Raw genomic sequence first — 21,921 nt, forward strand, 5'->3', positions numbered from 1 at the left:
CGCATGGGGGCCCCGGGGGGGCCCCCCGGCCCACGGGGGGGGGGGGGGCCCCCCCGGGGGGGGGGGGGCCCCCCGGGGGGGGGGGGCCCGGGGGCCGCGGGCCCCGGGGCCTCCCGTCCGTCAGGGGGTCGCGACTAGATCGCGAACCCGAGCGCGCGCATCATCTCGCGTCCGTCGTCGGTGATCCGCTCCGGACCCCACGGCGGCATCCAGACCCAGTTGATGCGGAAGGCGTCCACGATGCCGTCGAGGGCGTTCGCGGTGTCGCCCTCGATGACGTCGGTGAGCGGGCAGCCGGCGCTGGTCAGCGTCATGCTGATCACGAGCGCCGAGGCCTCGTCGTCCCAGGCGAGGTCGTAGATCAGACCGAGGTCGACGATGTTGACGCCGAGCTCCGGGTCCTGGACCTCCTTCAGCCCCTCGACGACCTCGTCGAACTTGTCCGGGGCGAGTGCCGCGATCATCAGGCCTGCGCCTCTGCGGCGGACGCCGCGGCGGCCTGCACGTAGCGGTCGTAGCCCTCGTTCTCGAGCCGGTCGGCGAGCTCCGGGCCACCCTGCTCGGCGACCTTGCCGGCCACGAACACGTGCACGAAGTCCGGCTTGATGTAGCGGAGGATGCGCGTGTAGTGCGTGATGAGCAGCACGCCCAGGCCGGTCGCGGCCTTGGCGCGGTTCACGCCCTCGGACACGATCTTCAGCGCGTCGACGTCGAGGCCGGAGTCGGTCTCGTCGAGGACGGCGAAGCGGGGCTTGAGGAGCTCGAGCTGCATGATCTCGTGGCGCTTCTTCTCGCCACCGGAGAAGCCCTCGTTGACGTTGCGCTCGGCGAACGACGAGTCCATCTTGAGGTCGGCCATCGACTGGCGGAGCTCCTTGATCCAGCCGCGCAGGGCCGGGGCCTCGCCGTCGATCGCCGTCTTGGCGGTGCGGAGGAAGTTCGACACCGTCACGCCGGGGATCTCGACCGGGTACTGCATCGCCAGGAACATGCCGGCACGGGCGCGCTCGTCGACGCTCATCGCGAGGACGTCCTCGCCGTCGAGGGTGATCGAGCCGCCGACGACGTTGTACCGGGGGTGCCCGGCGATCGTGTACGCCAGCGTGGACTTGCCGGAGCCGTTCGGCCCCATGATCGCGTGGATCTCGCCCTCGTTGATCGTGAGGTCGACACCCTTGAGGATCTCCTTGGTGCCCTGATCGGTGTCGATCGAGACCTGGAGGTCGCGGATTTCCAGAGTGGACATTGCGTGGGTTCCTTCGGTTTTCTGTCGTGTCGCGGACGGGCCGCGGAAAGTGTGGGGGCCGGGAGGCGGTGTCAGTCGACCGGGACGGGATCGTGCACGTCGACGTAGACGTCGCCCTCGCGCACCTCGACCCGGAACACCGGGACGGGCTCGTACGCCGGGAAGTTCTGCGGCTTCCCCGTGGCGAGCGAGAAGCGGGAGCCGTGCGCCCAGCACTCGAGCGTGTCGCCCTCGATGAACCCCTCGGCCAGCGAGATGTCCCCGTGGGTGCAGGTGTCGCCGATGGCGTGCACGGTGCCGGACGAGTCCTTCACGATGGCCACCGCGGTTCCGTCGACGACGGCACGCATCGGGCTGTCCACCGCGATCTCGGACTCCGCGCAGACCTTCGTGGGCATCAGGCGTCGGCCTCCGCCGGGGCGACGGTCACCGAACGCCCCTCGGCGAGCTCCTGCTCGACTGCGGCGATGAGTCGTTCCTCGAGCTCGGGCGCACCGATCTTCTGGATGACCTCGACCAGGAAGCCGAGCACGACGAGACGACGCGCTTCCTCTTCGGGGATGCCGCGGGCCTGCAGGTAGAACAGCTGCTCGTCGTCGAAGCGACCGGTCGCGCTCGCGTGGCCGGCGCCCTCGATGTTGCCCGTCTCGATCTCGAGGTTCGGGATGCTGTCGGCACGGGTGCCGTCGGTCAGCACGAGGTTGCGGTTCTGCTCGTACGAGTCGGTCCCGTCACCCGCGCGGCCGATGAGCACGTCACCGATCCACACGGTGTGCGCGCCCTTGCCCTGCAGCGCGCCCTTGTAGTTGACCCGACCGCGCGTGTTCGGCGCGTCGTGGTTCACGTAGACCTGCTGCTCGATGTACTGGCCGGCGTCGGCGAAGTACACGCCGTACATCTCGGTGTCGGCGCCCTGCGCACCGAGGTGCGTCGAGGGGTTGACCCGGATGACGTCGCCGCCGAGCGAGACCACGACGTGCTTCAGGAAGGCGTCGCGGCCGACCTCGGCGAAGTGCGTCGAGACGTGCACCGCGTCGTCGTCCCAGTCCTGCAGGCTGACGACCGTCAGGCGTGCGCCGTCCTGCACGACGATCTCGATGTTCTCGCTGAGCAGTGCGCTGCCGCGGTTGTCGAGCACGACGATGCCCTGGGCGTGCGGCTCAGCGGTGATGACCGTGTGCGCCGCGCGGGGCTGCGTCCCGAAGTCGGAGCGCGTGATGGTGATGAACTCGTGCGCCTCGGTCGCCTTCACGGTGACGGCGAGGACCGCGTCACGCGCGGTCCAGGCCGCGGCTGCCGCGCGGTCCTCCGGCAGACCGGCGGTGCCGACGCGGGGGTCGTCGCTGCGACCCCACTCGACGTCGGCACCGTCGGACTGCCGGGCGAGGAACCGGTAGGCGGATCCGTCGAGACCGCCGTCGAGCAGCGGCTGGAGCTTCGCCAGGGGCGCGAACTTCCAGTTCACCTCGCGCCCGGTGACGGTCGGGAACGCCCCGAGGTCGCCGGACTGGAACCGCTCGGAGCGGGTCTGGACCGGAATCTTCTTGTCGGGGGCGTCCCAGCCGCCGTCGGAATGGGCTCCGGCGCCGTGCTGGTCGGCACCCTGGGCGGCTGCCGCGGGCTCGATCGGCTGGTCGATGTGGGGAGGGGTGGTGCTGGACATCTAGCCGACGGATCCTTCCATGCTCATCTCGATGAGCTTGTTGAGTTCGAGCGCGTACTCCATCGGGAGCTCGCGGGCGATCGGCTCGATGAAGCCACGGACGATCATCGCCATCGCTTCGTCCTCGGCCATGCCGCGGGACATCAGGTAGAAGAGCTGCTCCTCGCTCACGCGCGAGACCGTGGCCTCGTGCCCGAGCTGGACGTCGTCGACGCGGATGTCGATCGCCGGGTACGTGTCGCTCCGGCTGATCGTGTCGACGAGCAACGCGTCGCAGCGGACGGTGTTCGCCGCGTGGTGCGCGGCCGGGTCGACCCGGACCTCGCCGCGGTAGCCCGCACGACCGCCACCGCGGGCGATCGACTTCGAGACGATCGACGACGTCGTGTACGGCGCCATGTGGATCATCTTCGCGCCGGCGTCCTGGTGCTGGCCGGGGCCGGCGAAGGCGACGGACAGGGTCTCGCCCTTGGCGTGCTCACCGGCGAGGTAGATCGACGGGTACTTCATCGTCACCTTGGAGCCGATGTTGCCGTCGATCCACTCCATCGTGGCGCCCTCGTGCGCGATCGCACGCTTGGTCACGAGGTTGTAGACGTTGTTCGACCAGTTCTGGATCGTCGTGTAGCGCACGCGGGCGTTCTTCTTCACGATGATCTCTACGACGGCCGAGTGCAGCGAGTCCGACTTGTAGATCGGGGCGGTGCAGCCCTCGATGTAGTGGACGTAGGAGTCCTCGTCCGCGATGATCAGCGTCCGCTCGAACTGGCCCATGTTCTCGGTGTTGATCCGGAAGTAGGCCTGCAGCGGGATCTCGACGTGGACGCCCTTGGGGACGTAGACGAACGAGCCGCCGGACCAGACGGCAGTGTTCAGCGCGGCGAACTTGTTGTCGCCGGCCGGGATCACGGTGCCGAAGTACTCCTGGAAGAGCTCGGGGTGCTCACGGAGCGCCGTGTCGGTGTCCATGAAGATGACGCCCTGCTGCTCCAGGTCCTCGCGGATCTGGTGGTACACGACCTCGGACTCGTACTGCGCGGCGACGCCGGCGACGAGGCGCTGGCGCTCTGCCTCGGGGATGCCGAGCTTCTCGTAGGTCGCGCGGATGTCCTCGGGGAGGTCCTCCCACGACTGCGCCTGCTTCTCGGTGGAGCGCACGAAGTACTTGATGTTGTCGAAGTCGATGCCCGTCAGGTCGGCACCCCACGTCGGCATCGGCTTGCGGCCGAAGAGCTGCAGGCCCTTGAGCCGGTTCTTGAGCATCCACTCGGGCTCGTGCTTGAGGTTCGAGATGTCGGTGACGACCTCGTCCGAGACCCCACGGCGGGCCGAGGCCCCGGCGGAGTCGGAGTCGGACCAGCCGAACTCGTATTGCCCGAGCCCTTCGAGCTCGGGACGGTCGATGAGCACGTCGGACATGGTCTCCTCGTTTCCTTCTCGCGGGACAGCGTCTTCAGGTGTGAACCCGTGGCGTCTGGACGCCATTCCACCGCAGACCGCTGACAAGCGGTCACGGTGCTGCTCCCTCGCAACGACAATGGTTCCACGCAGTCCGTGGAGTGATCGGCGATCTCGGCCCATTCGGAGCCGGCGCCTGCCTAGACTTGACTGCTGCTGAACCCTCGAATCCTACAGGTTCGCTGCACGGAACAACAGGAAGGCACCACCCTCGTGACTCGCGTCGGACCCCCCGTCGACCAGGATCTCCGGACCGCACGGTGGTGGTCGCTCCCCCGGGTCGTCGACCGCCGGGTCATCGCGCTGGCGTGGGCCTCGTTCGTGGTCGAGGTCGTGTTGATCGGGACCGGCGGCCTCGTCCGGCTGACCGCGTCGGGCCTCGGATGCCCCACCTGGCCCAAGTGCACGGCGGATTCGCTCGTGTCGACGCCCGAGATGGGCGTCCACGGGATCATCGAGTTCGGCAACCGACTGCTCACCTTCGTGCTCGTGATCGTGGCGATCGCGATGTTCCTGGCGGTCGTCCGGATGCTCCGCACGCGCCCCGAACTGTTCTGGCTCGCGTTCGCTCAGGGCGTCGCGATCCCCGTGCAGGCCGTCATCGGCGGGCTCAGCGTGCTCACGAACCTCAACCCCTTCGTCGTCGGGCTGCACTTCGTCGTGTCCGCCGCCCTGACCTCGGTCACCGCGGCCCTGGTCTACCGGACGATGCACGGCCCCCGCACCAGCCGTCGCGTGGTGCCCGGCTGGTACACCGGTGTCGTCCGCGGCACGGTCGCCGCGGTCGTGGTCACCGTCCTGGTCGGCATCCTCACCACCGGCAGCGGTCCGCACGCCGGCGCCGACGAGGCCGTGGACGGCGGCATGCTGCACCGAACGGGCTTCGATCCCGCGGTCATGGAACACCTGCACGCCTGGCCCGCCTACACGCTGTTCGCGCTGACGCTCGTCCTCGTGGTCGGTGCCGTCCGCCTCCGGATCTCGAGCAAGTGGGCGCTCCTGCTGCTCATCGTCGAGTTCCTGCAGATCGCCGTCGGCCTGACGCAGGCGCGCACGGGGCTGCCGGTCGGGCTGGTCGGTACGCACATGGTGCTCGCCGGGCTGCTCGTCGGCGCCACCACGGCGGTCGTGCTCGCGACCCGGGCCAGCGCCGGTCGCGCGGCCGTGCGCGAACCACTCGACGCCTGACGCCCGGGCGCGTCGCGCCCTCGCCGCCCGTCCGACACCCGTTCTGCGACACCCCACGAGTCGATCGACTCGTGGGGTGTCGTTCGTTGCAGACGCATCGCACCACGCGTGCGCCCTGCGCCCAGCGCACGCACACGGCCGACGGGAGGCCCGTGGCGGCCCCGCCCCGCGCCTCCCGGCCGTCCCGTGCGCACGTCGAGAGCCCCACCCGGTCGCGCGCGCAGCGGCCGACCCGGAACGACGAAGGCGACGTCGCACGACATCGAGTTCGTCGTACGACGTCGCCCAGTGGCGGCGCGCAGTGCCTAGAAGGTGAAGACCTGCGGCAGCAGCGGGTCGATGCCCACGGCGATGAAGAGCAGCGTCAGGTACGTGATCGAGCTGTGGAAGACGCGCATCGGTTGCACGTGCTCGACGTGCTGGATCGCCCGCGAGTACAGCCGGTGCGACTCGACGACGAACCAGATGCCGCCGGCCAGTGCGACCACCGTGTAGAGCGGTCCCATGTGCGCAACGGGGATGAGCAGGAGCGAGCAGACCAGGGTGGCCCACGCGTACAGCACGACCTGCAGGCCGACGACGGTGCGACCGCGGACCACGGCGAGCATCGGGACGTCGGCGGCGTCGTAGTCGTCGCGGTACTTCATCGACAGCGGCCAGTAGTGCGGCGGCGTCCAGAGGAAGATGACCATGAACAGGATGACCGGGGCCCAGGTGAGCGACCCGGTGACGCCCGCCCAGCCGATGAGCACGGGCATGCAGCCGGCCGAGCCGCCCCACACGATGTTCTGCGGGGTGCGGCGCTTGAGCCAGAGCGTGTAGACGAACACGTAGATGAGGATGGCGATGACGCTCAGGGCGGCCGCGAGCCAGTTCACCAGGAACCCGAGGACCGCCGTCGACAGGACGCCCAGGATCCACGAGAACACCAGGGCTTCGCGGTCGGAGAGCTCGCCGGTCACCAGCGGCCGCGTGCTGGTCCGCTTCATCAGGCGGTCGATGTCGCGGTCGATGTAGCAGTTGAACGCCGACGCCGAACCGGCGGACATCGCGCCGCCCAGCATCGTCCAGAACACGAGCCACAGGTCCGGCACGCCGCGCTCGGCCAGGAACATGGTCGGCGCCGTGGTCACGAGCAGCAGCTCCATGACCCGCGGCTTGGTCAACGAGACGTACGCACGGACCTTGCGGGACAGCGGCGATCGGGGTCGATCGGTGTCGGGCCTGGTCACGGTGGCAGTCGGCAAGGGAACCTCAGTCTGTTCGCATCAGCTCGCACACTCGGTGGACGACTGCGGCGGCGTCCGGGCATGCGCTGACCCGGAATGTCCACGGGTCTCGATCAGTTTACGGGATGGAAGCGCCGCGACGATGCCCCGCTCGCCCATCCCGCGCGGAACGACGGGCCACGGAGCACGACACGCCCGGCAGACGGGGCCTCGACCGACTCGAGTCATGAACATCGGGCGTCACCTGAACCCCTTCTGAGTGGCTGGTCACTATGCTGGACCTGCCCTCCCGCAGTGCGCGCCCCGATGACGTCGGCCGCGATGAGCCGGTCGGCCGCCGCTAGACGGCGACACGACTCGGCCCCGGGATGGCCACATGTCCGTGCGATGGCACGAGCCCTCGCACATGTCGCATCAAGAAGGGTCAACATCCAAGTGGCTGAATTCACCTGGGACGCCATCGACCGGAAGGCCGTCGACACGGCCCGCGTTCTCGCCGCCGACTCGGTCGAGGCCGCCGGCAACGGTCACCCCGGCACCGCGATGAGCCTCGCGCCGCTCGCACACCTGCTCTTCCAGAAGGTGATGCGTCGCGACCCGAGCGACTCCACCTGGATCGGCCGCGACCGCTTCATCCTCTCCGCCGGTCACGCCTCGATCCTGCAGTACGTGCAGTTCTACCTGCACGGCTACGGCCTCGAGCTCGAAGACCTCCAGCACCTGCGCAAGTGGGGCTCGAAGACCCCGGGTCACCCGGAGTACGGCCACACCGACGGTGTCGAGATCACCACCGGCCCGCTCGGCCAGGGCCTCGCGTCCTCGGTCGGCTTCGCCTACGCCCAGCGCTTCGAGCGCGGCCTGTTCGACCCGGAGACCCCGGCCGGCCAGTCGCCCTTCGACCACTTCACCTACGTGATCGCCGGTGACGGCGACATGCAGGAGGGCGTGACGAACGAGGCGGGCTCGCTCGCCGGTCGTCAGCAGCTCGGCAACCTGATCGCGTTCTACGACTCGAACCAGATCTCGATCGAGGACAACACCGACATCGCCTTCTCGGAGAGCGTCCCCGAGCGCTACGAGGCACTCGGCTGGCACGTCCAGATCGTCGACTGGAAGAAGACTGGCGAGTACTCCGAGGACGCCGTGGAGCTCCACGCCGCGATCGAGGCCGCCCAGCAGGTCACCGACAAGCCGTCGCTCATCGTCCTCAAGACGATCATCGGCTGGCCGTCGCCGACCAAGCAGAACTCCGGCAAGATCCACGGTTCGGCGCTCGGCGCCGACGAGATCAAGGGCCTCAAGGAGGTCCTCGGCTTCGACACCGCGAAGACCTTCGAGGTCGCCCCCGAGGTCCTCGAGTACACCCGCGGCGCCGTCGCCAAGGGCCAGGCGCAGCACGCCGAGTGGCAGAAGACCTTCGACGCGTGGGCTGCCGCCAACGCCGACAAGAAGGCGCTGTTCGACCGCGTCAACGCCAAGGAGCTCCCCGAGGGCCTCGAGGCAGCACTGCCGGTCTTCCCGACCGACAAGGCCGTCTCGACCCGTGCCGCCTCCGGCAAGGTCATCAACGCCATCGCGCCGCTGATGCCCGAGTTCTGGGGTGGCTCGGCCGACCTCGCCGAGTCGAACCTCACCACGATCGAGGGCGCCAAGTCCTTCGGTCCGACCGAGGCCTCGACGTCGACGTGGAGCACCGACCCGTACGGCCGCGTGCTGCACTTCGGCATCCGCGAGCACGCGATGGGCTCGATCCTCAACGGCATCGTCCTGCACGGGAACACCCGCCCCTTCGGTGGCACGTTCCTGATCTTCAGCGACTACATGCGTCCGGCGGTCCGTCTCGCCGCGCTCATGGGCGCACCGGCGATCTACGTCTGGACCCACGACTCCATCGCCCTCGGCGAGGACGGCCCGACGCACCAGCCGATCGAGCAGGTCTCGTCGCTCCGTGCGATCCCGGGTCTCGACGTGGTCCGCCCCGCCGACGCCAACGAGGTCGCGTACGCCTGGCTCGAGATGCTCAAGCACACCGACCGTCCGGCCGGCATCGCACTGAGCCGTCAGAACCTGCCGGTCTTCGAGCGTGGCGAGGGCGACGCCTCGGGTGAGGTCTTCGCCTCGGCGAAGAACGTCGCCAAGGGCGCGTACATCCTGGCCGAGGCGCCGAACGGCACCCCGGACGTGATCCTCATCGCGACCGGTTCCGAGGTCCAGATCGCCGTCGAGGCCCGCGAGCAGCTCAAGGGCGAGGGCATCAACGCCCGCGTCGTCAGCGCCCCGTCCATCGAGTGGTTCCGCGCCCAGTCCGAGAACTACCAGGACCAGGTGCTCCCGAAGGACGTCACCGCTCGCGTGTCGGTCGAGGCCGGCATCGCCATGAGCTGGCGCGACATCATCGGCGACAAGGGCCGCAGCGTCTCGATCGAGCACTTCGGTGCCTCGGCCGACTACCAGACGCTCTTCAAGGAGTTCGGCTTCACGACGGAGCACGTCGTGGCCGCCGCGAAGGAATCGATCGCGGCTTCCTGACCCGCAGGGGCCGGGTCCGGTTCGCCGGATCCGGCCCTTCTGCCGGGAGGCGCGGTTCGGCCCCGCCACGCGCCCCCGGTCCCCCAGACCCCGGCCACCAGGCCGATGAAGGAAAGAAGAGAAACACATGGCTGAGAACACCCCCACTGCCGCCCTCTCCGCGGTCGGCGTGAGCATCTGGCTCGACGACCTGTCCCGCGAGCTCCTCGAGACCGGCAAGCTCACCGAGCTCATCGAGCAGAAGAACGTCGTCGGCGTGACCACGAACCCGACCATCTTCGCCTCGGCCCTCGCCAAGGGCGAGCGCTACGACGCCCAGGTCAAGGAGCTGGCCGCTGCCGGCACCGAGCTCACCGACGCGATCTTCGAGATCACCACGCAGGACGTCGCCAACGCGTCCGACCTGTTCAAGCCGATCTACGACTCGACGAAGGGCTTCGACGGCCGCGTGTCGATCGAGGTCGAGCCGGGCCTCGCACACGAGACCGCGAAGACCATCGAGCAGGCCAAGTTCCTGTTCGAGAAGGTCGGTCGCGAGAACGTCCTCATCAAGATCCCGGCGACGGTCGAGGGCCTCGAGGCCATCACCGAGGTCATCGGCGCCGGCATCTCGGTGAACGTCACCCTGATCTTCTCGCTCGAGCGCTACCGCGCCGTCATCGACGCCTACCTCGGTGGGCTCGAGAAGGCCAAGGCCGCCGGGCACGACCTGTCGAAGATCCACTCGGTCGCCTCGTTCTTCGTGTCGCGCGTCGACTCCGAGATCGACAAGCGCCTGGACGCCGTCGGCACCGACGAGGCCAAGGCCCTGAAGTCGAAGGCCGGCATCGCCAACGCGCAGCTCGCCTACCAGGTCTGGACCGAGGCGTTCGCCTCCGAGCGCGCCCTCGGCCTGCTCGAGGCCGGCGCGAACACGCAGCGTCCGCTCTGGGCCTCGACCGGCGTCAAGGACCCGTCGCTGCCGGACACGCTCTACGTGACCGAGCTCGCCGCCCCGAACACCGTCAACACGATGCCGGGCAAGACGCTCGACGCCACGTTCGACCACGGTGAGATCCACGGCGACGCGATCGCCGGCACCTTCGACGCCGCACAGCAGGTCCTCGACCAGCTCGCAGCGCAGGGCATCGACTACGACGACGTCGTGGCGCTGCTCGAGAAGGAAGGCGTGGACAAGTTCAACGTCTCGTGGGGCGAGCTCGTCGACACCGTGAAGACCGCGCTCGAGGGCGCCAAGTAGTGACGGTTTCCATCGCTGCCAGCGGCGATGCCGCGCGGGCCATCGACTCGGTGGTCCCGCGGCTCGTCGCTGACCTGGTGGCCTCGGGCATCACCGCCCAGGACCCCGAGCTGTGGGGACCGGACGCCGAGGCCGAGGCGTCGAAGCGCCTCGGCTGGGTGGAGGCCGTCTCGGTCTCCCGCCCGCTCGTCGCCCAGATCACCGCGCTGCGCGAGTCGCTCCGTGCCGAAGGGGTCGACCACGTCGTCCTCGCCGGCATGGGCGGCTCGTCGCTCGCTCCCGAGGTGATCACGCGCACCGCCGGTGTGCCGCTGACGGTCCTCGACTCGACCGACCCCGCGCAGGTCCGCGCCGCCGTCTCGACCGACCTCGAGCGCACCGTGCTCGTCGTCTCGTCGAAGTCCGGTTCCACGCTCGAGACCGACTCGCAGCGTCGGGTCTACGAGCAGGCGTTCCGCGACGCCGGCATCGACCCCGCCCGCCGCATCGTCGTCGTCACCGACCCGGGCTCCGCGCTCGAGGCCGCCGCGACCGACGCCGGCTACCGTGTCTTCACCGCCGACCCGACCGTCGGCGGCCGCTACTCGGCCCTCACCGCGTTCGGGCTCGTCCCCTCCGGTCTCGCCGGGGCGGACATCGCCGAACTGCTGGACGAGGCCGACGCCATCTCCGCGCTGCTGTCGGTCGACCTCGACGAGAACCCCGGGCTCGTGCTCGGCGCGGTGCTCGCGGGGACCGACCCGCTGCGCGACAAGATCGCGATCGTCCCGGACGGCACCCACATCGTCGGGTTCGGCGACTGGGTGGAGCAGCTGATCGCGGAGTCGACGGGCAAGAGCGGACGTGGCCTGCTGCCCGTCGTGCTGCACGCCGACTCCCCCGAGGTCTCCGCCGCGCTGCCCGACGTCCAGGTCGTCCGCCTGGTCGGTTCGCGCGAGGACGAGCGCCACGTCGCCGAGGGCGAGGTCGAGATCACCGGGACGCTCGGTGGCCAGATCCTCGTCTGGGAGTACGCCGTCGCGGTCGCCGGGCGCCTGCTCGGCATCGACCCGTTCGACCAGCCCGACGTCGAGGCCGCCAAGGTCGCGACCCGTGCGCTGCTCGACGACCGTCCCACGGCTGCCGAGCCCGCGTTCACCGAGGACGGCATCGCCGTCTCCGCGACGCCGGGACTGCCGGTCGGGACGACGCTCGCAGAAGCCGTGACGGGCCTCCTGTCCGAACTGGGCGCCACCGGCTACGTGGCGGTGCAGGCGTACGTCGACCGCACCACGAACCGTGACCTCGAGACGCTCCGCGACGCCCTGGCGGCGCGCACGCGCCGTCCGGTCACCTTCGGGTACGGCCCGCGGTTCCTGCACTCGACCGGGCAGTACCACAAGGGCGGCCCCGCCACCGGAGTGTTCCTCCAGATCGTGGCCGACGAACCGGACGACCTGGCGATCCCGGGCCGGCCGTTCACGTTCGGGCAGCTCCTCCGGGCCCAGGCAGCCGGTGACGCGAGTGTCCTCGCGCAGCACGGCCGCCCGGTCCTCACCCTCACGACGTCGGACGTGCGCGCCGCCACCGCGGCCATCGCCTCCGCCGTCTCCCACTGACTCGTAAGGAGTTCACCGACTCATGTCACCGGTGGCAATCACCCCGGAGCACAACCCGCTCCGGCTGCCGACGGATCGTCGACTGAACCGGATCGCGGGACCGAGCACGCTCATCATCTTCGGCGTGACGGGCGACCTGTCACGCAAGAAGCTGATGCCGGCGGTCTACGACCTGGCCAACCGGGGGCTGCTGCCCCCGGGGTTCGCGCTCGTCGGCTTCGCCCGGCGCGACTGGGAGGACCAAGACTTCTCCCAGCTCGTGCACGACGCCGTCAAGGAACACTCCCGCACCCCGTTCGACGAGGACGTCTGGCGTCAGCTCGAACAGGGCATCCGCTTCGTCCAGGGCTCGTTCGACGACCCCGAGGCGTTCCTGCAGCTCAAGCAGACCGTCGACGAGCTGGACGCCGAGCGCGGGACGCTCGGCAACCACGCGTTCTACCTGTCCATCCCGCCGAAGATGTTCCCGGTGGTGACCGAGCAGCTGAAGCTGTCCGGGCTCACCGAGAAGCGTGAGGGCTCGTGGAGCCGCGTGGTCGTCGAGAAGCCGTTCGGTTCCGACCTCCGCACGGCACGCGAACTGAACGCGATCGTCGAGAGCGTCTTCGCGCCCGACGACGTGTTCCGCATCGACCACTACCTCGGCAAGGAGACCGTCCAGAACCTGCTGACGCTCCGGTTCGCGAACCAGATGTACGAACCCATCTGGAACTCGAACTACGTCGACCACGTACAGATCACGATGGCCGAGGACATCGGCGTCGCCGGACGTGCCGCGTACTACGACGGCATCGGCGCGGCGCGCGACGTCATCCAGAACCACCTGCTGCAGCTCCTCGCGCTCACCGCGATGGAGGAACCCGTCTCGTTCAAGGCCGCAGACCTGCGTGCCGAGAAGGAGAAGGTGCTCTCCGCCGTGCGCCTGCCCGAGGACCTGTCGACCGCCACCGCGCGCGGACAGTACGCCGGCGGCTGGCAGGGCGGCGAGAAGGTGCTCGGGTTCCTCGACGAGGCCGGGATGAACCCCGAGTCCGGCACCGAGACGTACGCGGCGATCAAGCTCGACATCGCGACCCGTCGCTGGCAGGGCGTCCCGTTCTACCTGCGTGCCGGCAAGCGGCTCGGCCGTCGCGTCACCGAGATCGCGATCGTCTTCAAGCGTGTCCCCGAGGACGTCTACGGCAACTCGCAGTCGCCCCTCGGCCAGAACGCGCTCGTCATCCGTGTGCAGCCGGACGAGGGCGTCACGCTCCGGTTCGGCTCGAAGGTCCCCGGCGTCGGCACCCAGGTGCGCGACGTGACGATGGACTTCGGATACGGCCACGCCTTCACCGAGGCGTCCCCCGAGGCGTACGAGCGACTCATCCTCGACGTGCTCCTCGGGGACCCGCCGCTGTTCCCGCGGCACCAGGAGGTCGAGCTGTCCTGGAAGATCCTCGACCCGATCGAGGAGTTCTGGGCCACGCAGGGCCAGCCCGAGCAGTACCGTCCCGGCACGTGGGGCCCGGCGTCCGCCGATGCCCTGCTCGCCCGCGACGGCCGGACCTGGAGGCGTCCATGAAGATCGACATGCCGAACACCACGGTCTCGAAGATCCAGAAGAAGCTCGTCCACATCCGAGAAGAGGGCGGTGCCGTCGCCCTCGGACGCGTCCTGACGCTGATCATCTCGACGGCCCTCGGCCACGAGGAAGAAGCGATCGAGGCGGCGAACGAGGCGTCCCGCGAGCACCCGATGCGCGTGATCATCGTGTCGAAGAACGACGGTGACACGAAGTCGCCGGGTCGTCTCGACGCGCAGATCCGCGTGGGCAGCGACGCGGGCGCGAGCGAGGTCATCGTCCTCCGCGCCTACGGCGAGACCGCGACCGACGAGGAGAGCCTGGTCACGGGCCTGCTCCTGCCGGACGCCCCCGTCGTGGCCTGGTGGCCGCAGACCGCGCCGTCGCAGCCGTCGGCCTCCGCACTGGGCCGCATCGCCCAGCGCCGGATCACCGACGCCGCCGCGCAGAAGGACCCGAACGGCGCGATCGAGGCCCTCGGTGCCTCGTACGTGCCGGGCGACACCGACTTCGCGTGGACGCGCCTGACCCTGTGGCGGAACCAGCTCGCCGCGGCACTCGACCAGCCGCCGTACGAGCCCATCACGAGCGTCGAGGTGACGGGCGCGTCGGACAGCCCGTCGACGATCCTGCTCGCCGCCTGGCTGCAGCTCCAGCTCGAGGTGCCGGTCACGGTCACCACGTCGCCGCGTGCGACCGGGTCGAGCGGCATCCACGGCGTCAAGCTCGTGCGCGAGTCGGGCACCATCGACCTCGAGCGTTCCCTGGTGGACGTCGCGACGCTCTCGATGCCCGGTCAGCCCACGCACGACCTGTCGCTGCCACGCCGCAACCTGCGTGACTGCCTGGCCGAGGAACTCCGTAGACTCGACCCGGACGTCCTCTTCGGAGACGTCGTCAAGCACGGGGTACCCCAGCTGCGCGAGACCATCGCCCGCTGAGCACCCCACAACGGTCGGGCCGCCTGTCTGGTGCAGGCGGCCCGACCGGACCGAAGGCGGTCGTACGACCGGTCGGCCGCCACGAACACGGGAGTCACGTGACCAACGAACGGCGGGTGCTCGTGCACCCGGACAAGCAGGCCCTCGGCGCTTCGGTCGCCGCACGCTTCATCACGAAGATCATCGACGTGCTCGACGAGCAGGAGCGTGCCGACATCGCGATCAGCGGTGGCTCGGTGTCGTCCCTCGTCCTCGCCGCGATCGGCCAGTCCCCGGCGCGCGAGAGCGTCGACTGGTCGAAGGTCCACGTCTGGTGGGTCGACGAGCGTTGGGTGCCGGCCGGTGACGCCGACCGCAACACCACGGGGACGCAGACCGACTTCTTCGACCACGTCGACATCCCGGAGTCGAACATCCACCCGATGCCCGCGTCCGACGCCGGCATCGACATCGAGGAAGCCGCGCTGCAGTACGAGCGCGAGCTGCAGGACGCCGCGTACGAAGGCGCCGTCGCTCCCCGCTTCGACATCACGCTGCTCGGTGTCGGCCCCGACGGGCACACCGCCTCGCTCTTCCCGGAGTTCCCGCAGCTCACGGTCACCGACCGCGCCGTCGTGTCGGTCGACGACTCCCCCAAGCCGCCGCCGCAGCGTCTGACGGTCACCTACCCGGTGATCAACGCCTCGCAGCGCGTGTGGGTCATCCTGTCCGGTGCGGAGAAGGCGTCGGTCCTCGGGCTCGCCCTGGCCGGCGCCTCCGTCGAGGACGTCCCGGTCGGTGGCGTGCAGGGCCGCAAGCGCACCGTGTTCTTCGTGGACCAGGACGCCGCGCGCGACGTCCCCGAGAACCTCATCGCGTCGACGTACTAGACGCGCGTCCTGACGGGAGGCCCGGTGCCGGTTGGCACCGGGCCTCCCGTCTGTCTGCCCCCTCGCCCACCGCCGCTCCCCGCCCCGCTCCAGGTTCCGAAATCTCGGCATCTGGGCGCGCGCGTCGGCCGTCCGTGGAACCTCGGCGAACCGTACGCGGCATGTCGTGGAACCTCGCCGAACCCCACGTGGCGTGTCGTAGAACCTCGGCGGGACGCACGCCCTCCGCGACACACGAAGGCCCCCACACCATCTCGGTGCGGGGGCCTTCGTCAGTGTGCGTGCGTTACGCCTTCTTGGCGGCGGTTCCGCGACGCTCGCGAAGCTGCTGGAGCGCGTCCTCGAGGAGCTGCGCTGCCTCTTCCTCGGTGCGACGTTCCTTCACGTACGCGAGGTGCGTCTTGTAGGGCTCCGTCTTGGAGACCACGGGCGGGTTCTCCTTGTCGCGCCCGGCGGGGAGCCCGCTCGACGGCGAATCGACCGTCTCAGGGATCTCTTCGTCCGGGAGGTTCGCGGCGAAGTACCGCACGACCTCGTTGCCGAGGGCGTCCCAGTAGGAGATCGCCACACGCTCGGCCTGGACCCCACGGTCCTGTTCGCCCATTGGTCCCGCGCCGACGCGAGACCCTCGGATTGCACTGCCTCCGCTAGCCATGGATCAGACCCCCGCCGTGAACTTGTTGATGAGACCGAGCACGATGATGGAGACGATCCAGACCAGACCGAGGATCACCGTGATGCGGTTGAGGTTGCGCTCGGCGACGCCGGACGCCCCGAGGTTGCTCGTCACGCCGCCACCGAACATGTCGGAGAGGCCGCCACCGCGGCCCTTGTGCAGGAGGATGAGGAGCGTGAGCAGGAGGCTCGTGATTGCGAGCAGGACCTGCAGCACGACGGAGAGTATCGCCACGACGTACCTTTCGTGTCAGTCAGCCGTACCAGTGTACCGGCCGCGCGGAGCACGGCCGGTACCTGGACGGGAGTGGTGCGGACGAGAGCCCGCTTCGACGGCAGCGTGTGACGGCTACAGCCCGACGTGCTGGCGGAACCGGGCGATCGCCGCGAACTCCTGCACGTCGAGGGATGCGCCGCCGACGAGGGCGCCGTCGATGTCGGGCTCGCGGAGGAACCCGGCGATGTTGCCGGACTTGACCGAGCCGCCGTACAGGACATGGGTGTCGGCAGCGGCCTGATCGCCCCAGGCTGCGGCGATGCCACGTCGGATGGCCGCGCACTCGTCCTGCGCCTGCTCGGCCGTGGCTGCCTGGCCGGAGCCGATGGCCCAGACGGGCTCGTACGCCACGACGATGTCGGCGGGCTTGACCGCGTCGAGCACGACGCGGAGCTGCTCGACCGGCACGACGCCGGCACCGCGCTCCTCGCGCTGCGCACCGGTCTCGCCGACGCAGACCACGGGAACGAGACCGTGCTTGACGGCCGCTGCGGTCTTCGCGGCGACGACCTCGTCGGTCTCACCGTGCAGCGTGCGCCGCTCGGAGTGGCCGACGATGACGTACTGCGCGTCGAGCGCGGACAGGAACGCGCCGGAGACGTCGCCGGTGTAGGCACCGGAGTCGTACTGCGACAGGTCCTGCGCGCCGAAGTGGATCGGCAGCTTGTCGGCCGAGATGAGCGTCTGCACGCTCCGCAGGTCGGTGAAGGGCGGGAACACCGCGACCTCGACGTCGTCGAAGTCGTGGCGGGCGTCCTTCAGGGTCCACGCGAGCTTCTGCACGGTGGCGATGGCCTGGAGGTGGTCCAGGTTCATCTTCCAGTTACCGGCGATCAACGGCGTGCGGGTCATGCGGACCACCCCAGTGCTTCGAGACCGGGGAGCGACTTGCCCTCGAGGAACTCGAGGCTCGCACCACCGCCGGTCGAGATGTGCCCGAACTGGTCGTCCGAGAACCCGAGCGACCGGACCGCAGCAGCAGAGTCGCCACCGCCGACCACACCGAGGCCGTCGACCTCGGTCAGGGCCTTCGCGACGGTCTTCGTGCCGGCAGCGAACGCCGGGAACTCGAACACGCCCATCGGGCCGTTCCAGAACACCGTCTTCGAGGCGGAGACCGCCGACGCGAACCGCGCAGCCGTCTCCGGGCCGATGTCGAGGCCGATGCCGTCCGTGCCGAACGACGACGACTCGATCGCGTCGGCCGCGACCGTCTCGTGCGCAGCGTCGGCGGAGAACCCGGCGGCCACCACGACGTCGGTCGGCAGGTCGATCGTCACGCCGAGCTCCTTCGCCCGCGAGAGGTACTCGCGGACGACGTCGAGCTGGTCGGCTTCGAGCAGGGACTTCGCGACCCCGTGGCCCTGGGCCGCGAGGAACGTGAAGAGCATGCCGCCACCGATGCAGAGGGTGTCGACCTTCGGCAGGATGTGGTCGATGACACCGAGCTTGTCGCTGACCTTGGACCCGCCGAGCACGACCGTGTACGGCCGTTCCGGCGAGGTGGTCAGACGCTCGAGCACACGCAGCTCGGTCTCGATCAGCGAACCGGCTGCACTGGGCAGCGCGGACGCGAGTTCGTAGACCGAGGCCTGCTTGCGGTGCACGACACCGAAGCCGTCGGAGACGAAGGCGTCGCCGAGTGCCGCGATGCGGTCCGCGAAGGCGCTGCGCGAGGCGGCGTCCTTCGAGGTCTCCTCCGGGTTGAACCGGAGGTTCTCGAGCAGCAGGACGTCGCCGTCCTCGAGGGCCTCAGCGGCTGCGGTCGCCTCGTCGCCGACGGTCTCGCCGACGAACGTGACCTCCTTGCCGAGCAGCTCGGAGAGCCGCTGGCCGACCGGCGCGAGCGAGAACTCCGGCTTGGGTTCCCCGTCGGGGCGGCCCAGGTGGGAGATCACGATGACGCGCGCGCCGGCGGTGATGAGGGTGTTCAGGGTCGTCAGCGACGCCCGCACGCGGCCGTCGTCCGTGATGGTGCCGTCCTTGAGCGGAACGTTCAGGTCACAACGGACGATGACGCGCTTGCCGGCGAGGTCGCCGAGGTCCTCGAGGGTGCGGAGAGCCATGTGCTACAGACGCTCGCCGACGTACTCGGTCAGGTCGACCAGACGGTTCGAGTAGCCCCACTCGTTGTCGTACCACGAGGTGATCTTCACGAGACCGCCGATGACCTTGGTCAGGCCGGAGTCGTAGATCGAGGAGTGCGGGTCCGTCGTGATGTCGGTCGACACCAGCGGGTCCTCGCTGTAGAGCAGGATGCCCTTGAGCGGGCCCTCTGCGGCCTCCTTGTAGGCGGCGTTGATCTCGTCGACGGTGACCTCGGACTTGGTCTCGAGGGTGAGGTCGGTGATCGAGCCGGTCGGCACCGGGACGCGGAGCGCGAAGCCGTCGAGCTTGCCGGCGAGCTCCGGCATGACCTGGCCGATGGCCTTGGCTGCACCGGTCGAGGTCGGGACGATGTTCAGCGCGGCCGCGCGGGCACGACGGGGGTCCTTGTGCGGGCCGTCCTGCAGGTTCTGGTCGGCGGTGTAGGCGTGGACCGTGGTCATGAGGCCACGCTCGATGCCGAACTTGTCGTGGAAGACCTTGGCGAGCGGCGCGAGGCTGTTCGTGGTGCACGACGCGTTCGAGATGATGTTGTGGTTCGCCGGGTCGTACTGGTCCTCGTTCACGCCGAGCACGATGGTGACGTCGTCACCGGTGGCCGGGGCGGAGATGATGACCTTCTTGGCGCCCGCGTCGATGTGCTTCTGCGCGTCGGCGGCCTTGGTGAAGAACCCGGTCGACTCGATGACGATGTCGACGCCCAGCTCGCCCCAGGGGAGGTTGGCGGGGTCGCGCTCCGCCAGGACCTTGATCGCCTTGCCGTCGACGACGATGTTGTCACCGTCGAGCTCGACGGAGACGCCGAGACGACCCGTGATGGAGTCGAACTTCAGCAGGTTCGCCAGTGCGGCGTTGTCGGTGAGGTCGTTCACCGCCACGATCTCGAGGTCCGAGCCCTTCGCGAGGGCGGCCCGGAAGAAGTTGCGGCCGATACGGCCGAAGCCGTTGATACCGATCTTGACGGTCAATGGATCTCCTGGTGAGTGTGGAGCGCCCAGGGGGCGCTGCTTTCGGGAGTCGCGCACCCTGGCGGGCCCGCGTGTGGTGGACGATACGCCCCGTAACGTCGCCGTAACGACCCTAGCAGTCGGACACTGCCAGACCGCGCGGGATGACGGTCCGTCCGGACGGTCACCAACCAGGCCGGGGACGGGTCCGAGAACGGGTCCGGAAACGGACGGGAGGCGGGGGGGCCGCGGGGCCCCCCCCCCCCCGCCGGGGGGGGGGGGGGGGCCGCGCCGTGCCCCCCCCGCGCCCCGGGGGGCCCGCCGGCCCGGCACCCACCCCGCCGGGGCCGGGGCCCGACACGGGGCCCGCACCGGGGGGGGGGGGGGGGGCCCCGCGGCCCCCCCGCCTCCCGTCAGGCAGGTCGGACGACCCGTCTCAGACGCCCTCGAGCTCCTCGGGGACACTCGCTTCCGTCCCGGGGATCCCGAGGTCCGACGCCCGCTTGTCGGCCATCGCGAGCAGTCGGCGGATGCGACCGGCGATGGCGTCCTTCGTCATGGGCGGGTCCGCGTGCTGGCCGAGCTCGTCGAGGGACGCGTCGCGGTGCTGCAGGCGCAGCGCGCCGGCGTACTGCAGGTGGTCGGGGACCTCGTCGCCGAGGATCTCGAGAGCGCGCTCGACCCGGGCGCAGGCGGCGACGGCGGCCTGCGCCGAACGGCGGAGGTTGGCGTCGTCGAAGTTGACGAGGCGGTTCGCGGTCGCACGGACCTCGCGACGCTGCCGCATCTCCTCCCAGTCGGCGGTGGTGCGGGCGGCACCCATCACCGTGAGCATCTGGCCGATGGCCTCGCCGTCGCGGATGACGACGCGGTGCACGCCACGGACCTCGCGGCCCTTCGCGGCGACGCCGAGGCGGGACGCGGCCCCGACGAGCGCCATGGCGGCCTCGTTGCCGGGGCAGGTGACCTCGAGCGCGGCGGCCCGGCCCGGGTCGGTCAGGGTGCCGGAGGCGAGGAACGCACCGCGCCAGATCGCGGCGAGGTCCTCGCGGTTGCCCGTGGTGAGCCGGTTCGGCAGGCCGCGGACGGGGCGACGACGGGCGTCCATCAGACCGGTCTGGCGCGCGAGGGTCTCCCCCGCCTCGAGCACGCGGACCAGGTAGCGGGTGCCGCGACGGGACGACGCGGACGACCCGACCGACGCCTCGCTGCGGACGCCGTACAGCTCCGCGAGGTCCTTGCGGACCCGGTGCACGATGATCCGGGTGTCGAGCTCCACCTCGACCGCGATGCGGCCCGAGATGACGTGCAGGCCACCAGCGAACCGGAGGATCGTGGCCAGTTCGGCGGCGCGGACCGTGTTGCGGTTCACGGCGACCCTGGCCAGTTCGTCCTTGACCTCGGCAGTCAACGGCACAGCATCATTCCTAACGTTCATCTGGTGGTCCCGCGATTCCGGCGGCACGTGCGTGGGGAGCGGCCGGAGGGACGGTCACTCCCGGCCGAGATCTCGGTTCTTCACACGCACGGCGACGCCAGGCATCCCGCGGAGGAGGTTCGCCAACTCGGCGACGATGGCGACCGAGCGGTGCTTCCCGCCGGTACAGCCGATGGCGATCGTAGCGTGTCTTTTGTTCTCGCGCTGGTACCCCTCGAGCACCGGCTCCAGCACGGAGACGTACCGGTCGACGAACGGACGGGCTCCGGCCTGGGCCAGGACGTAGTCCGAGACGGGCTGGTCGAGGCCCGTGTGGGCCCGGAGTTCCGGGACCCAGTAGGGGTTCGGGAGGAACCGGACGTCGGCGACCATGTCGGCGTCGGCGGGCAGTCCGTACTTGAACCCGAAGCTCATGAGCGTCACCTGAACACCCACGAAGTGATCGTCGGCGAACTGTTCGGTGACGGTGTTGGCGAGCTGGTGGATGTTGAGGTCCGAGGTGTCGATCACCATGTCGGACGCCTCGCGCAGTCCTGCCAGCCGGGTCCGCTCGCGCGCGATGCCGTCGAGCAGGGTGTCCTCGCCCTGCAGCGGGTGGGGTCGCCGGACCTGTTCGAAGCGCCGGACCAGGACGGCGTCGGTGGCCTCGAGGAACAGCACCCGGACCCGCGCGGACGTGGTCGACCGCACCTGTTCGACCGCGTGCTCCGGGTCGGTGAAGAACCGTCCGCCGCGGACGTCGACGACCGTGGCGATCTTCGGGATCTTCTCGCCGGCGCGGTCGGCCAGCTCGGTGAGCGGGGCCAGCATCTGCGTCGGCAGGTTGTCGACGACGTACCAGCCGAGGTCCTCGAGGGCCTTGCCGACCGTCGAGCGCCCGGCCCCGGACATGCCGGTGACGATGAGGATGTCGTGCTGCGACCCGTGCGGGGTCGCCGTGGCGCTGTCGGTCATCT

General features: G+C 69.8%; 20 protein-coding genes. 7 read left to right on the forward strand and 13 right to left on the reverse strand.

Features of this window, described 5'->3' with window-relative positions; translation table 11 throughout:
- Positions 1–134: 134 nt before the first annotated feature.
- The 5 genes from ACVKXF_RS09415 to sufB form a co-directional block, all read right to left on the reverse strand.
- Positions 135–464, reverse strand: a complete 330-nt coding sequence (locus ACVKXF_RS09415) for a metal-sulfur cluster assembly factor (RefSeq protein WP_123312556.1) — start codon at positions 462–464, stop codon at positions 135–137.
- The gene (gene sufC / locus ACVKXF_RS09420) at positions 464–1,246 is read right to left on the reverse strand and encodes a Fe-S cluster assembly ATPase SufC (protein ID WP_111083971.1); all 783 of its coding nucleotides are present in this window, start codon (positions 1,244–1,246) and stop codon (positions 464–466) included. Before sufC ends, ACVKXF_RS09415 begins: the two co-directional genes overlap by 1 nt.
- A 71-nt stretch (positions 1,247–1,317) precedes the next feature.
- Positions 1,318–1,644: a non-heme iron oxygenase ferredoxin subunit gene (locus ACVKXF_RS09425; protein ID WP_111083970.1), complete on the reverse strand. Its 327-nt coding sequence runs from the start codon at positions 1,642–1,644 to the stop codon at positions 1,318–1,320.
- The gene (sufD, locus tag ACVKXF_RS09430; protein WP_123312552.1) at positions 1,644–2,909 is read right to left on the reverse strand and encodes a Fe-S cluster assembly protein SufD; all 1,266 of its coding nucleotides are present in this window, start codon (positions 2,907–2,909) and stop codon (positions 1,644–1,646) included. The genes ACVKXF_RS09425 and sufD overlap by 1 nt, the downstream gene beginning before the upstream one ends.
- Positions 2,910–4,328: a Fe-S cluster assembly protein SufB gene (gene sufB / locus ACVKXF_RS09435; RefSeq protein WP_111083968.1), complete on the reverse strand. Its 1,419-nt coding sequence runs from the start codon at positions 4,326–4,328 to the stop codon at positions 2,910–2,912.
- A gap of 252 nt (positions 4,329–4,580) precedes the next feature.
- Here sufB and ACVKXF_RS09440 point away from each other — a divergent pair, with 252 nt between their 5' ends.
- Positions 4,581–5,555, forward strand: a complete 975-nt coding sequence (locus ACVKXF_RS09440; RefSeq protein WP_456795556.1) for a COX15/CtaA family protein — start codon at positions 4,581–4,583, stop codon at positions 5,553–5,555.
- A 305-nt stretch (positions 5,556–5,860) separates the two neighbouring features.
- On the opposite strand, the gene ACVKXF_RS09445 is transcribed toward ACVKXF_RS09440, so the two are convergent.
- Positions 5,861–6,787, reverse strand: coding sequence for a heme o synthase (locus ACVKXF_RS09445; protein WP_123312549.1), 927 nt, complete (start codon positions 6,785–6,787; stop codon positions 5,861–5,863).
- A gap of 432 nt (positions 6,788–7,219) precedes the next feature.
- On the opposite strand from ACVKXF_RS09445, the gene tkt reads away from it, so the two are divergent.
- The 6 genes from tkt to pgl all read left to right on the forward strand — a co-directional run bounded on the left by tkt (position 7,220) and on the right by pgl (position 15,522).
- Entirely contained in the window at positions 7,220–9,313 is a 2,094-nt protein-coding gene (tkt, locus tag ACVKXF_RS09450) for a transketolase (RefSeq protein ID WP_456795557.1), read from the forward strand.
- Between the two features lie 127 nt (positions 9,314–9,440).
- The gene (gene tal, locus ACVKXF_RS09455; RefSeq protein ID WP_123312546.1) at positions 9,441–10,553 is read left to right on the forward strand and encodes a transaldolase; all 1,113 of its coding nucleotides are present in this window, start codon (positions 9,441–9,443) and stop codon (positions 10,551–10,553) included.
- Positions 10,553–12,151: a glucose-6-phosphate isomerase gene (locus ACVKXF_RS09460; protein ID WP_456795558.1), complete on the forward strand. Its 1,599-nt coding sequence runs from the start codon at positions 10,553–10,555 to the stop codon at positions 12,149–12,151. The genes tal and ACVKXF_RS09460 overlap by 1 nt, the downstream gene beginning before the upstream one ends.
- 22 nt (positions 12,152–12,173) lie before the next feature.
- Positions 12,174–13,712 carry a glucose-6-phosphate dehydrogenase gene (gene zwf, locus ACVKXF_RS09465; protein ID WP_123312542.1) on the forward strand — a complete coding sequence of 513 codons (1,539 nt, stop codon included), beginning with the start codon at positions 12,174–12,176 and terminating at the stop codon, positions 13,710–13,712.
- Positions 13,709–14,653, forward strand: a complete 945-nt coding sequence (locus tag ACVKXF_RS09470; protein WP_123312539.1) for a glucose-6-phosphate dehydrogenase assembly protein OpcA — start codon at positions 13,709–13,711, stop codon at positions 14,651–14,653. Before zwf ends, ACVKXF_RS09470 begins: the two co-directional genes overlap by 4 nt.
- Positions 14,654–14,751: 98 nt before the next feature.
- Positions 14,752–15,522, forward strand: a complete 771-nt coding sequence (gene pgl / locus ACVKXF_RS09475) for a 6-phosphogluconolactonase (protein WP_396288511.1) — start codon at positions 14,752–14,754, stop codon at positions 15,520–15,522.
- Between the two features lie 286 nt (positions 15,523–15,808).
- Here the strand turns inward: pgl and ACVKXF_RS09480 are convergent, their stop codons facing one another.
- The 7 genes from ACVKXF_RS09480 to rapZ all read right to left on the reverse strand — a co-directional run bounded on the left by ACVKXF_RS09480 (position 15,809) and on the right by rapZ (position 21,919).
- Positions 15,809–16,177 (reverse strand): RNA polymerase-binding protein RbpA, encoded by a 369-nt coding sequence (locus tag ACVKXF_RS09480; RefSeq protein ID WP_027465686.1) that lies wholly within the window; start codon positions 16,175–16,177, stop codon positions 15,809–15,811.
- A gap of 3 nt (positions 16,178–16,180) precedes the next feature.
- Positions 16,181–16,432, reverse strand: coding sequence for a preprotein translocase subunit SecG (secG, locus tag ACVKXF_RS09485; RefSeq protein WP_017887256.1), 252 nt, complete (start codon positions 16,430–16,432; stop codon positions 16,181–16,183).
- Positions 16,433–16,546: 114 nt separating this feature from the next.
- Positions 16,547–17,326 carry a triose-phosphate isomerase gene (gene tpiA / locus ACVKXF_RS09490; RefSeq protein WP_456795559.1) on the reverse strand — a complete coding sequence of 260 codons (780 nt, stop codon included), beginning with the start codon at positions 17,324–17,326 and terminating at the stop codon, positions 16,547–16,549.
- Positions 17,323–18,540, reverse strand: coding sequence for a phosphoglycerate kinase (locus ACVKXF_RS09495; RefSeq protein WP_456795560.1), 1,218 nt, complete (start codon positions 18,538–18,540; stop codon positions 17,323–17,325). Before ACVKXF_RS09495 ends, tpiA begins: the two co-directional genes overlap by 4 nt.
- A gap of 3 nt (positions 18,541–18,543) precedes the next feature.
- Complete coding sequence (gene gap / locus ACVKXF_RS09500; protein ID WP_123312532.1) at positions 18,544–19,548, reverse strand: type I glyceraldehyde-3-phosphate dehydrogenase; 1,005 nt, start codon at positions 19,546–19,548, stop codon at positions 18,544–18,546.
- A gap of 415 nt (positions 19,549–19,963) precedes the next feature.
- On the reverse strand, positions 19,964–20,944 hold the full coding sequence (gene whiA / locus ACVKXF_RS09505; protein WP_111083957.1) for a DNA-binding protein WhiA: 981 nt from the start codon (positions 20,942–20,944) through the stop codon (positions 19,964–19,966).
- A gap of 75 nt (positions 20,945–21,019) precedes the next feature.
- On the reverse strand, positions 21,020–21,919 hold the full coding sequence (rapZ, locus tag ACVKXF_RS09510; protein WP_123312530.1) for an RNase adapter RapZ: 900 nt from the start codon (positions 21,917–21,919) through the stop codon (positions 21,020–21,022).
- Positions 21,920–21,921 lie beyond the last annotated feature (2 nt).

It is taken from the genome of Curtobacterium sp. PvP017 (genome assembly GCF_054060195.1).

Bases quoted from the DNA above. Each gene is read 5' to 3' on its own strand.
- ACVKXF_RS09495 (WP_456795560.1), bottom strand. From the start codon at position 18,540: ATGGCTCTCCGCACCCTCGAGGACCTCGGCGACCTCGCCGGCAAGCGC.
- ACVKXF_RS09415 (WP_123312556.1), bottom strand. From the start codon at position 464: ATGATCGCGGCACTCGCCCCGGACAAGTTCGACGAGGTCGTCGAGGGG.
- tal (WP_123312546.1), top strand. From the start codon at position 9,441: ATGGCTGAGAACACCCCCACTGCCGCCCTCTCCGCGGTCGGCGTGAGC.
- ACVKXF_RS09425 (WP_111083970.1), bottom strand. From the start codon at position 1,644: ATGCCCACGAAGGTCTGCGCGGAGTCCGAGATCGCGGTGGACAGCCCG.
- sufB (WP_111083968.1), bottom strand. From the start codon at position 4,328: ATGTCCGACGTGCTCATCGACCGTCCCGAGCTCGAAGGGCTCGGGCAA.
- ACVKXF_RS09470 (WP_123312539.1), top strand. From the start codon at position 13,709: ATGAAGATCGACATGCCGAACACCACGGTCTCGAAGATCCAGAAGAAG.
- tpiA (WP_456795559.1), bottom strand. From the start codon at position 17,326: ATGACCCGCACGCCGTTGATCGCCGGTAACTGGAAGATGAACCTGGAC.
- zwf (WP_123312542.1), top strand. From the start codon at position 12,174: ATGTCACCGGTGGCAATCACCCCGGAGCACAACCCGCTCCGGCTGCCG.
- sufD (WP_123312552.1), bottom strand. From the start codon at position 2,909: ATGTCCAGCACCACCCCTCCCCACATCGACCAGCCGATCGAGCCCGCG.
- sufC (WP_111083971.1), bottom strand. From the start codon at position 1,246: ATGTCCACTCTGGAAATCCGCGACCTCCAGGTCTCGATCGACACCGAT.
- rapZ (WP_123312530.1), bottom strand. From the start codon at position 21,919: ATGACCGACAGCGCCACGGCGACCCCGCACGGGTCGCAGCACGACATC.
- ACVKXF_RS09480 (WP_027465686.1), bottom strand. From the start codon at position 16,177: ATGGCTAGCGGAGGCAGTGCAATCCGAGGGTCTCGCGTCGGCGCGGGA.